Origin of the sequence: Oceanobacillus sp. FSL K6-2867 (assembly GCF_037963145.1) — a bacterium.
Taxonomy (GTDB): domain Bacteria; phylum Bacillota; class Bacilli; order Bacillales; family Amphibacillaceae; genus Oceanobacillus.
The window spans coordinates 3119082-3130750 of sequence record NZ_CP150144.1; the positions used below are offsets into that span (position 1 = coordinate 3119082).

Below are 11669 nucleotides of genomic sequence, written 5' to 3' on the forward strand. Positions count from 1 at the left end.
TATGGAAGAATGATGTTACGGAGGCGGAAGTTAATGAAGAAAATTACGATAAAAGATGTTGCAAAAGATGCAGGAGTTTCCATTAGTACCGTGTCAAAGGTCATCAATAATAAAGGATACATTGGAAAAGACTCACGTGCTAAAGTGGTGGAATCTATAAAACGCTTAGGATATAAAGTAAATGCAAATGCAAGAAGTTTAAAGTCTTCGAAGTCTAATAAGGTTGCGGTTCTCATATCCGATATTTCGAATCCTTATTTAATGTCAATTGCAAAAGAAGTTGAAAAAACGATTCGTGGTTTGGGTTTTCATATGATCCTTGTAAGTCACAGTGATGAAGAAGGAACAGAGAATGCTGCCCTACAAATTATTATAGAACAGCAAGTCGCTGCTATTGTTGTTATTCCTACAGGTGGAAATCAGGATGTGTTCCAAAGTATAAAAAAATCAAATATTCCAGTTATTTCTGTTGATAGGGAAATTGAAAATGTAGAGACTGATTTAATTGTAGACGATAATTATTATGGATCGTTTGAAAGTGTTAGATATCTTTCCGAACTTGGGCACAAACGTATAGGCATTATATATGGACATACAAGAAATTCAATTGGACGAGATAGATACCAAGGAGCCATGGATGCAATAAAACATTTCAATTTAGATTCGGATCTAACATTAATAAAGGAGACGAACTTTAAAGAAGAATTAGCATATAGAGCAACAATGGAATTAATGCGGCTTCCAGATGCTCCTACTGCAATCTATTCTTGTAATAATACTATGACTATAGGAGTTTTAAAAGCATTAAGAGATTATGGTGTTCATATTCCAAATGAAGTCTCTATTATCGCATTTGGGGATCAGAAACAGTGGGAATTATTTGTTCCCAAACTAACTTTAATGACACAACATATAAGTAGAATTGGAATTGAAGCATCTATTATGTTAAAAAATCGCTTAATGTTAGATAAAAGATTTCCTGAAAAAAAGATTGTTATTAGACCAACTTTAGTAGAAGGTCAATCGTGTCGAAAAATTACTTAAATTGGAGGTAAATATCTATGAAAAAGTTTATTTCGTTCTTCTTAATTTCTAGTTTAGTTCTTTTCTTAGCTGCTTGTGGTAATTCAGACAGTAAAGCGGGAAGCTCTGCTGATCAAGAGACAGGTTCAAGTTTTCCTGAAGACCAAATTGAAGTAGTCGTTCCTTTTGCTGCTGGTGGAGCATCTGACTTAGTTTCTCGTACGATTGCAACAGAAATGGAAAAGGAACTTGGTGTACCAGTTGTTATAACAAATAAAACTGGAGGCTCTGGTGCAACTGGTTTACTTTCCGTTAAAGATGCCAACCCAGATGGATACACAATCGGCTATGTACCAGTTGAATTAGCAATGTTGGAAAGTCTGGGATTAGCAGAAATAAGTCCTGAAGATTATGCAGCATTAGGTCAATTAATGACAATCCCTGCTGGAATTATTGTTAGCGGAGATGCTCCTTATAATTCAGTTGAAGAATTTGTTGAACATGCAAAAGAAAATCCTGGAGAAATCAAAATAGGTAACTCAGGTACTGGATCCATTTGGCATATTGCAGCTGCAGCATTTGCTGGAGAAGCGGACATAGAAATTGGACATGTTCCATATGATGGTGCTGCACCAGCTGTAACCGCTTTAATGGGTGGTCATATTGATGCTGTTACAGTTAGTCCATCTGAAGCAATTTCTGGTATTGAAAGTGGGGATCTTAAAGTGCTTGCTGTTATGAGTGAAGAACGTGATGTAAATGCTCCCGATTCTCCTACATTACAGGAATTAGGGTATGATATAAACCTTGGAGGATGGGGTGGTTTTGTTGCTCCAAAGGAAATTCCAGAGGATGTATTAGAAGCATTAAAAGCTGCTTTTGAAACAGCATATAATAGTGATGCATTCCAAAAACTATTAGAAGATAGAGGGATGAACCCTGACTATAAACCAGGAGATGAGTTCCAGGAATTTGCAAAAGATCAATATGATTTCTATAGTGAGTTAATTCCTACAATCGAATTTGAATAAGAATTAAATCTCTTACTTGGTCTGAAGGGAGGAAAGGTTATGAGAGCTGCAAATTTGATGTTTAGTATTGCTATTATCGGGATTTGTGGATTTCTATTTTCAGAAACTTATCAATTCACAACAATGTTTGCTCAAGATGGTATTGGTCCAGCGTTTTTCCCTCGAGTTATATTAGCATTGATTATTATTACACAACTGTTCGAGTTAGTAAAAAGCTTTAGACTAGAAAATAGCCCGATGGTTCCGAAAAGTATGTGGCCAAATTCTATCAGACTAGTGATTTTTATTGCAGTTGTTATATTATTTATTAGTTTATTAGGGGTTGTACCATTTATCATTAATGCTAGTATTTCGTTGTTCTTATTATGTTTAATATTGAGGCTGCCTTTTTTCCCTTCCGTATTAGCATCAGTGGGATTGAGTGTGGTTGTGTACATCATCTTTAAAGAAGGTTTTAATATTATGATTTAGAAAGGGGAGTGGTTTCTTATGGAAATTATTGCTCAGTTATTCGCACCAGGTACTCTGCTGTTTATGCTTATAGGCGGTGTTGTGGGACTATTCATAGGAGCACTTCCCGGATTAAGTGCAACCATGGGTGTCGCAATTCTTACTCCTTTGACATTTTGGTTACCTCCTGAACAGGGGTTAGCAATGCTGATTTCTATTTACTGTGTTGCTATTTTTGCCGGGGGAATTCCTGCAATATTGGTTAATACCCCTGGAACACCGGCATCTATGGTGACCACGTTTGAAGGATATCCATTAACCAAACAAGGTAAAGCCGGTATTGCTTTAGGGATTAATGCTATCTATTCGGGATTAGGTGGAATTATTAGTGTTATCTTTCTAATGCTTCTTGCTCAACCGCTGTCTAGTTTTGCTCTCCGGTTCGGTGCTGTTGAATATTTTGCTCTTGCATTTTTCGGCTTATCGATGATTATTAGTGTTTCTGGTAAATCGATATCAAAAGGACTTATTAGTGGTTTCATTGGTTTATTCATTGCAACCATTGGACTTGACCCAATTACAAGTACACCACGGTTTACCTATGAACTGAGCGGATTATATGAGGGGGTTTCCTTCATTCCAATTATGATAGGATTGTTTGGTTTGGGTGAGGTTTTTTATCAATTCCTTACAAAAGGGGATAAATTTGCTGCAAATAAAAAGAATACTAAAAAGAAAGTTGGAAGAATTCTTCCAAATAAAGAGGAAAGAAAAGAAATGCGAAAGCCGTTTGCTATTTCTGCGATTCTTTCTCCTATCATTGGAGCAATTCCAGGAGCAGGTGGTGATATTGCCTCTATCATTACCTGGGAACAAAGTAAGCGATTTACAAAGGGAAAGAAAAAAGAAGAATATGGAAAGGGTTCATTGGGAGGGCTTGCGGCAACTACTTCTGCTAATAATGGTGTTATCGGTGGAGCTTTTACGACCATGCTTACACTTGGCCTTCCAGGCGATTCTGTCACAGCGATTTTAATTGGTGCTTTAATGATGTATGGAATGCAACCAGGACCAAATTTATTTGTAGAAAGTCCAGATATTGTATTTCTCATTATTGGCTTACTATTATTAGCTAATATTCTTGTGATTGTAGTAGGTTTATTAGGTGCTAATCTATTTTCTCGTATTATACTTATCAAACAGGAATATATATGGATTTCTGTTATTCTATTTAGTATTATTGGTGCCTTTGCTCTTAATAACTCTTATTTTGACGTATGGATTGTACTAGTTAGTGGAATAGTAGGTTTGATTTTTAGAAAATTAGATTACCCACTAGGACCTTTAATTCTTGGACTTTTATTAGGACCGATGGCTGAATCGAATCTGCGGAGAGCATTAGTAATGGGGGGAGATCAACCTCTTGCTGTATTCTATACAAGTCCAATCGCCATGATCTTAATTGGTATTTCCGTTTTATCATTAGGTATTCCAATTATTCGAAGTTTCTTTAGTAAAAGAAAACAAAATGCTTAGGTTACGATGGAGGTATATTATGGAAGCCCCAAAAATTACAATCGTTGGCAGTATTAATATGGATTTAATGACTTCTGTTCCGAGAATACCTGAACAGGGAGAAACATTGTTAGCAAACTCCTTTATTGTAAAGCCGGGAGGAAAAGGAGCAAATCAGGCAGTTGCGGCAGCGCGTCTTGGTGCCGATGTTACTATGATTGGGAAAGTAGGTAGCGATTCTTTCGGCATAGAATTACGTGAGCAACTTGAAAAAGAAGGCATTGATATCCAACATGTAGAAGTAGAGCATGCAACCAGTACTGGGATAGCCAACATTATTTTATATGAGAATGACAATCGTATTATGGTTGTCCCAGGAGCAAACGAATATGTAACACCAAAATATGTAGAGCAAAATAAAAGCCAACTTTTACATAGTGATTTGGTATTAATGCAGTTAGAAATTCCAATTGAAACCATTGTTTGGTGTGCGAATTTTTGTTTTGAAAATAATATCCCAATCATTATTAATCCGGCACCAGCGTTGGATTTACCTGAGGAAATCTGGAGAAAGTGTAAGTATATTACGCCAAATGAAGAGGAAGCAATTAAACTTTTTGGGACTAACATAGATGATTATGAAGATAGTTTAATTACCACCTTAGGGAGCAGAGGAGCCCGCTATAAAGATAATATTGTACCCAGCTTCCCCACAAATGTTGTGGATACAACCGGAGTCGGAGATACATTTAACGGGGCGCTGGCAACTTATATTGCTTCAGGTTTAGATATAAACGATGCTATCCTTAAAGCAAACATTGCTGCATCTTTAGCGATAGAAAAGGCAGGTGCCCAAGAGGGAATGCCTACTTGGGAACAGGTAGAGGGACGATGTACGGAATAGCATTCGCTTACTGATCGTGAACGAGTTTACGAATGTTTACATTAATACACCCCACTTATTGTGGGGTGTATTCAGAAGTTTTATAGCTTTTGGTTAGTATAAATCCTCGGTTAAGAGATACAAAGCAGCTCATTAACAGGCAGGGAGAATAACACGTTGCCTTTCTCATTATTTTTATTGTCAATGAGAACAGTGCAACTTTAGTATAAATGAATCTAACTTAGCCGAAAAATCAACGCAGCGAATTATCTCCCAATTCTCTTACTCCCAGATTTCAGCCACCCATTCCGGATGATCAATAAATGGATTCCGGTTATGCTGGTAATCGTTGTAGATGATATCGTTTCTTCTTCTTTCCAGATCATCAACCGGATCTTCCTCATGCCATTCCAGCAATACGGACAGTTTGCCATGATATGGTGCAGATCCATTATTGACCTCATTGTTTAATTCTAAATCTGGTTCACCGCTATCACCTTCATAACGTACATCCATATAAAAAATCATTCTTGCCACATCACCTTTGACACTATCCCTTGGTTCCCAGGAATCTGAGTCATAATAGTTGCCAGCTGCCTCTTCATGCTCATTGCCGCCTTCATCAAAGTCGAGGTTACTTCTGGAACTATTTACGGAAGCATCTGTTGGTCTTAAATGATGGAGATCTGTGCCAGGACCCATTGATGTACCAAAATCTCCATGAGATTTTGCCCAAACATGTTCGCGATTCCAGTCATCCGCATTTCCGCCGTTCTCATTTTTCCCTTGTGAACGTCCCGTATAAAGAAGGAGTACATTGTTCGAGTTGCTTGGATCCTCATCTGTTTCACGCAGTGCTTCCCAAACATCAGAATAGGAAATTTCCGTATGATCATCAATGATGTCGTGCAGAGCAGATTTTAATTGTTCTCCTGATTTACCGTTTGTATCATCATAATAGCCGTCCGGGCTTGGAGTTTCAGGCTCTGGATCTGGGTCTGTTTCTGGTGGCTGTGTGCCGTCCTGGTGTTGTTCAAAAGCAGTTCCGTTCTTTATTCCAGCATGAGAAAAGTAGTTTGTTAGTGTACCAGTTACTTTTACTTTCTCTCCTAATAAGGAAGGATTGGATTGCAGCCCAAATGAAGTTCGGAATGAAGATGGTATTTGAACATAAATCATTTCTTCTATGTTCGTGGCAGAAGGATTGTCAGCTAAGGCAAAAGCATAATCATTTGGGAAATTGCTTGTGATGACTGAAGTTGTGGAGACTGGTTGACCAACAATATATCCCTCAACCGTTTTAGCCGAATTATCTTGATTGGCCATCGCTTGTGTGACTGTGTATGGAGACGAGTCTGATCCATCACCTGAGGATGCATTCACAAAAGTTTCTGTTACTGGTTTGATAAGAAATAGTGCAGACGCAAGCAATAATACAGCAGCTACCAGTATTCTTTTTTGGTTACTTTGCAATTGATTCTCCTCCTTTTGGTAGGTATAACTGTATTATATAACACAGTTATAAAGTTAGCTTTACCAAAGTATAAAGTTGCTGTAACAAAAAATATGAGATATGTCGTAGTTAAAAATACTGGGATTTAGTAGTTTTATTAATTAAAGTAACGGATCAAAAGAATTTTGTTTGCTATTTAATCTGGGATCCATGCCGCCATGGATTTAATCGGCGCTATAGCCTGAATCGATTAATTCATCACACAACGTATCGACTCTATCTTTTGTTCGGCAAAAAATGATGCAGCTATCTGGATTTTCAACAATCGTTATGTCTTTGAGCAAGGAGAGTTTATCTTGTTCACGAACGTTATAAAGAAAATGTTCGATTTTATCCGTCATCATTCCAGAAGCTTTTATTTCAATATCAATCGGGTCTTTCATATACTTCTCTGCTAAACTTTTCACTGCTTCTGGTAAGGTAGCCGAGAATAACAGGGGTTACCCTCTCTTTAGGTAACTTATTAATAATCGCTTTTACTTGTTCAATAAATCCCATATTCAGCATTTCGTCTGCTTCATCAATGACATGATAGCGAATCTTATCGCGGGATTTAGAGGCTGTAGAATTAAAGGAAGAAGAGGGTGGATAAAGATGATACTATCCACCTCTAACATCTTCTTATACAAATTTTATAACATTGCTGTTATATCTTAAAGTACAATAAGCAAACCAGCCATTTCTGCAAATCAAAATTAAAATATAAATTTTGATTTGCCCCTAATCAGCCCCTACAGTCTCGGCCGGGCGCAGGAGCTTCTTAAATTTAATTTCGGCATCATTTTATTACTATAGACATCAATACTATTCATTTCTTCAGATTCCACAAGCTTAATAATGGACTTTACAATTTCTGCAGCTAATTCGCCAATTGGTACCCCAATTGATGTTAAGGGGATTTCCATATTAGCCATCTGCGGAACATTATCATAGCTAATAATGGACATGTCATTAGGGATATGTAGCTTTCTTTCCTTCATCGCACGGATGATTCCACCACTAATATCGTAGCTTCCACCTACAACCGCTGTCGGGCGATTAGTCATTTTGAATAATTTCCCTGTAGCTGTATATCCGTTATACCAGTCAAGTCCTTCTGTATCTATTAGGGAATCCTCATCCAAGCAAAGACCATGCTGTTTGATTGCCTTTTTAAACCCTTTATATTTCTGAATCTGCATGGGATCTATAGAAGATAAGTCACCAATATAAGCTATTTTTGTATGTCCCAACATGACTAAATGTTCGACAGCCATATGCATTGCTTGTTCATGATTTGGATCGATTATCGGATAGGTGTGATTATCCTTACCCATTACACCATAAGATAGTATTGCGGCAGACCGGGAAGCGTCGAATTCATCGTTATTTTCCTCAAATAGTATAATTCCATCTACTTGAAAACGTCTGAAGGTTTCTAATGAAGTTTGCACCGGATCAACAGAAAGAATCATTGAGTAGGAAGTTTTATTTATTTGGTTACTAATTTCGGTTACTAAAGTTGATAAAACAATCCTTTCAATGGTCGGCCAAATCAGACCGATGATTTTAGTTTGGTTTGATACAAGGCTTCGTGCAGCGAAGTTTGGCTTATATCCCATTTCCTGTGAAATTTTGATAATCTTTCTTTTCGTATTTTCCTTTACCAAAGGACTATTATTTAAAGCCTTGGATACAGTAGAATAACTAACTCCTGCAACATTAGCTATGTCTTTAATTGTAACGTCCATTGTCTATCACCCAATTTTCCCAAAATATATTACTATCAAGCTATTGCATTTTTATAATAGCTAGTATATCATAAATAACAACGTTGTTAATATTGAAATTTAGAAATATTACGATGGCCTTTGTAGGCAAGTTAATCTAGTATCTATAAATAAAATAGCTTATAAAATATAGTATCCAAGGAAACTGTGTCACTATAAATGTCTTAAAAATATTTTTTTAATAATGAAAGCGGTATATTTAAATTTCTCTTTAGATTCATGTAATTTTGTAAGCACTCCGAATATTCGTCCACAAAATGAAAACGTTTTTAAAAAATGGTGATTTAGCAAGTCAGTCAATTACATTATATAAAAAAAGAATAAAAAGTTATCGTAAAGTGACTTCCATTAAATAAGTAATTTACTGTGTAGAAATAGTGTGGTTCTCCGGTTTATTACTTGCTTTTATTAAAAATAACAACGTTGTTATTGATTATATTACGGTTAAAGGTGGTGATGCGATGAGAGGGTGACTTTGAGGAAATTTGTTTGTAAACCATATATTAAGTTACTTACTCAATTACAGAAGAGTGTATAAATAGATACGATACGCTGCTTATCAAATAATAGGAAGACGGGGCAGGAAAGAGCTTCATAAAATGGAGAGGGGAATGGTTATGAAAGGTAGTAAACGCTGGTTAATTATTAGTATCCTTGGAACCTGTATTCTTTTACTTGCATCCTGTGGCGAGGTACAACGCTCATCGGGAAAGGGGTTAGATGAAGAGGTGATTGTCGTAAATATTGCACATGGGAATCAGCCGAGTGAGCCTATTGGACAACTTGCTGAGAAGTGGAAGGAGTTAGCGGAAGAAGAGAGTAATGGAAGACTAAAGCTAAATATTTATCCAAGCTCACAACTGGGATCTGAAAAAGATGTTGTCGAGCAAGCGATCATGGGAAATAACGTTATTATTTTTACGGGATATGATTTCTTAATGGATTATGTTCCAGATGCGGGGATTTTAACTGCACCATATTTAACAGACGACTTCGATCAATTATTAGAACTGACTACTACGGATTGGTTCGGTGATCTGGAGGGTCAATTAAATACGGAAGGTATTGAAATCGTTAACACAACAACGATTTATGGGGAGAGACACCTCATGACAGTCGATCCAGTGGAGTCCCCAGAAGATTTGAAGGGGAGAAAGATTCGAGTTCCTAATAATAGTATGTATATAAAAACGTTTGAAGCTTTTGGTGCGTCACCAACACCAATGCCTTTGTCTGATACATATACAGGAATGCAGCAAGGGCTTATCGATGGAGCGGAGAATCCTTTGCCGGTATTAGCTGGTTCAAAAACAAATGAAGTTGCGAAACACTTAACATTGACTGAACACACAAAGATAATGAGTCCGTGGATTGCAGGTACAGAATTCATGGATACACTCCCTGAAGACATAGTAGAGATTATAGAACAAACAGGTATTGAAGCGGCGGAATATGGAAGAGAAGTGATGATGGAAGAGAATGAAAAGGTATTGGAGGAATTTGTTGCACAAGGGATAGAGATACATGAAGTAGATTTAGAACCATTTAAGGAAAGGGCTGAATCCGTCTATACATCATTTCCTGAATGGACAGATGGCCTATATAAAACTGTTCAATCATTAGTTGAGGAACAGTAAACCAATTGGGAGACCTACTAGGTTAAGTAAATAGGGATGGGGTGTATGTATGTGGAAAAAATGGATCAATAATATAGACGACTTCATCGCTTCAATTGCGCTCATTGGAGTGATAAGCATCACCATTATCAATGTAATTTTTCGCTATATATTTAATATGCCAATTCTTTGGGCGGAAGAAGTATCGCTTGCTCTATATGTGTGGTTCGTCTTTATAGGAGCTAGCTCCACAATGAAAAGGAATGGACATATTGGGATTGATTACTTTGTGAAACGGCTGCCATTAAGTATACAAAAAGTAATGAAATTTATCCGAATGGTAGTAATTTATTTTGTGCTCGGCTATGTATTTATGTACTTAGGTTCAGAACTTGCTATGCAAGCAGGGGATAAGGTGACCCCGACCTTACGAGTAAGCTATATATGGATTGATGTTGCGGTACCTCTCGGCGGTATACTTATTGCTTACCATTTTACTAGAAACATAATCAAATCCTTTCAACATGAATTGCCGCAGAAAGGAGATATCTAAATGGCTTTAACTATTATGATGATATCTTTATTGGTACTTATTTTTATTAATGTACCGGTCGCATTCTCGATTATCGCGAGTGTCGCCATTTACTTTATATTTGCTAATGACTTTGAAGGTATGGTGTTAATTCAAAGGATGATTAGTGGCTTAGAATCTGTCCCGTTAATGGCAATTATATTCTTTATGGCTTCCGGTATATTGATGAATTACACCGGTATAACGAAACGGTTGCTTAACTTTGCTGAAATTATCACGCGTCCATTGCCGGGGGCTTTGGGACAAGTAAATATAACGCTAAGTGTATTAATGAGTGGTCTTTCAGGGTCCAATATAGCAGATGCTTCGATGCAATCTAAAATGCTTGTTCCTGCTATGGAACAAAAAGGATATGATCGGGCATTCTCAACGGCATTAACAGCAACATCATCGATTATCACACCAATTATTCCACCAGGTATCGCTTTAATTATGTATGGATATGTCGGAAATGTATCCATTGGAGATCTATTTATGGCAGGTATTCTGCCGGGAATTACCTTGGCTATATTATTGATGATTTATGTTTATTTCTATGCAAAGAAACATAATCTGGAAACGGAAAAAAAGGAAAAGGCTACCGCTAAGGAGTTTTTCTCAGGATTAAAGGATGCTATTTTAGCATTATTTTTCCCAATCATTATTATCGGCGGGATTCGATTTGGAATATTTAGTGCTACAGAGGCCGGCGCGATTGCCGTTTTGTATGCCTTGGTGATAGGATTATTTGTCTACCGAGAGATGAGTTTAAAAGATTTAATAAAGTCGATTGTTGAAACGGTACATACAGGGGCAGGAATTCTATTAATAATTGCTGCAGGAACGGCATTTGGTTGGGTGCTCACATTGGAGCAGGTGCCACAAATGATGGCGGAGTCGATTACAGGCTTTATTTCTACACCAGCATTATTCTTTATCATGATTCTGCTGTTCTTATTGATTATTGGGATGTTTGTCGAAGGAAATGTCGCAATTATTATATTAACGCCGCTATTCCTTCCAATGTTGGCGGAATATGGGATTGATCCCGTTCATTTTGGTATATTCTTTATCCTTACATTGAGTATAGGTACAATCACCCCTCCTGTAGGAACGATTATGTTTGTTACGAGCTCAATTACAGGAACGAAGATTGAGGATTTCATTAAGGCAAGTATTCCATTCATTATCCTATTAATCATTGCGAGTCTATTAATTGCCTTTATTCCACAGATTTCTATGTTTTTACCAACAATTTTTGAATAGGTGGAAGGTTATTAGATGAAAGGAGGTAATCA

Annotated in this window: 10 protein-coding genes and 1 pseudogene; 8 read left to right on the forward strand and 3 right to left on the reverse strand. The window is 37.0% G+C overall.

Annotated features, from left to right (window positions below):
* Nucleotides 1-33: 33 nt before the first annotated feature.
* From NSQ77_RS15135 to rbsK, 5 genes are read left to right on the forward strand one after another with little or no spacing between them, the layout of a single operon-like run.
* On the forward strand, nucleotides 34-1044 hold the full coding sequence (locus tag NSQ77_RS15135) for a LacI family DNA-binding transcriptional regulator (protein ID WP_339226875.1): 1011 nt from the start codon (nucleotides 34-36) through the stop codon (nucleotides 1042-1044).
* Between the two features lie 17 nt (nucleotides 1045-1061).
* The gene (locus tag NSQ77_RS15140; RefSeq protein WP_339226876.1) at nucleotides 1062-2054 is read left to right on the forward strand and encodes a tripartite tricarboxylate transporter substrate-binding protein; all 993 of its coding nucleotides are present in this window, start codon (nucleotides 1062-1064) and stop codon (nucleotides 2052-2054) included.
* Nucleotides 2055-2093: 39 nt separating this feature from the next.
* Entirely contained in the window at nucleotides 2094-2525 is a 432-nt protein-coding gene (locus NSQ77_RS15145; protein WP_339226877.1) for a tripartite tricarboxylate transporter TctB family protein, read from the forward strand.
* 18 nt (nucleotides 2526-2543) lie between these two features.
* Nucleotides 2544-4040: a tripartite tricarboxylate transporter permease gene (locus tag NSQ77_RS15150; RefSeq protein WP_339226878.1), complete on the forward strand. Its 1497-nt coding sequence runs from the start codon at nucleotides 2544-2546 to the stop codon at nucleotides 4038-4040.
* A 19-nt stretch (nucleotides 4041-4059) separates the two neighbouring features.
* Nucleotides 4060-4923, forward strand: a complete 864-nt coding sequence (gene rbsK, locus NSQ77_RS15155) for a ribokinase (RefSeq protein ID WP_339226879.1) — start codon at nucleotides 4060-4062, stop codon at nucleotides 4921-4923.
* Between the two features lie 261 nt (nucleotides 4924-5184).
* Here rbsK and NSQ77_RS15160 read toward each other — a convergent pair whose 3' ends face one another.
* The 3 genes and pseudogenes from NSQ77_RS15160 to NSQ77_RS15170 all read right to left on the reverse strand — a co-directional run bounded on the left by NSQ77_RS15160 (nucleotide 5185) and on the right by NSQ77_RS15170 (nucleotide 8145).
* Nucleotides 5185-6375, reverse strand: coding sequence for an endonuclease (locus NSQ77_RS15160; protein ID WP_339226880.1), 1191 nt, complete (start codon nucleotides 6373-6375; stop codon nucleotides 5185-5187).
* A 207-nt stretch (nucleotides 6376-6582) separates the two neighbouring features.
* A pseudogene (locus tag NSQ77_RS15165) lies at nucleotides 6583-6955 on the reverse strand (DEAD/DEAH box helicase); the annotation flags it as partial.
* 191 nt (nucleotides 6956-7146) lie between these two features.
* Nucleotides 7147-8145 carry a LacI family DNA-binding transcriptional regulator gene (locus tag NSQ77_RS15170; protein WP_339226881.1) on the reverse strand — a complete coding sequence of 333 codons (999 nt, stop codon included), beginning with the start codon at nucleotides 8143-8145 and terminating at the stop codon, nucleotides 7147-7149.
* A 656-nt stretch (nucleotides 8146-8801) separates the two neighbouring features.
* On the opposite strand from NSQ77_RS15170, the gene NSQ77_RS15175 reads away from it, so the two are divergent.
* Genes NSQ77_RS15175 through NSQ77_RS15185 form a run of 3 tightly spaced genes read left to right on the forward strand, consistent with a single transcriptional unit; the run spans nucleotide 8802 to nucleotide 11637 of the window.
* Nucleotides 8802-9821, forward strand: coding sequence for a C4-dicarboxylate TRAP transporter substrate-binding protein (locus tag NSQ77_RS15175; protein WP_339226882.1), 1020 nt, complete (start codon nucleotides 8802-8804; stop codon nucleotides 9819-9821).
* A gap of 49 nt (nucleotides 9822-9870) precedes the next feature.
* Nucleotides 9871-10353 (forward strand): TRAP transporter small permease, encoded by a 483-nt coding sequence (locus tag NSQ77_RS15180; RefSeq protein WP_339226883.1) that lies wholly within the window; start codon nucleotides 9871-9873, stop codon nucleotides 10351-10353.
* Nucleotides 10354-11637, forward strand: a complete 1284-nt coding sequence (locus NSQ77_RS15185) for a TRAP transporter large permease (RefSeq protein WP_339226884.1) — start codon at nucleotides 10354-10356, stop codon at nucleotides 11635-11637.
* The last annotated feature ends 32 nt before the right edge of the window (nucleotides 11638-11669 follow it).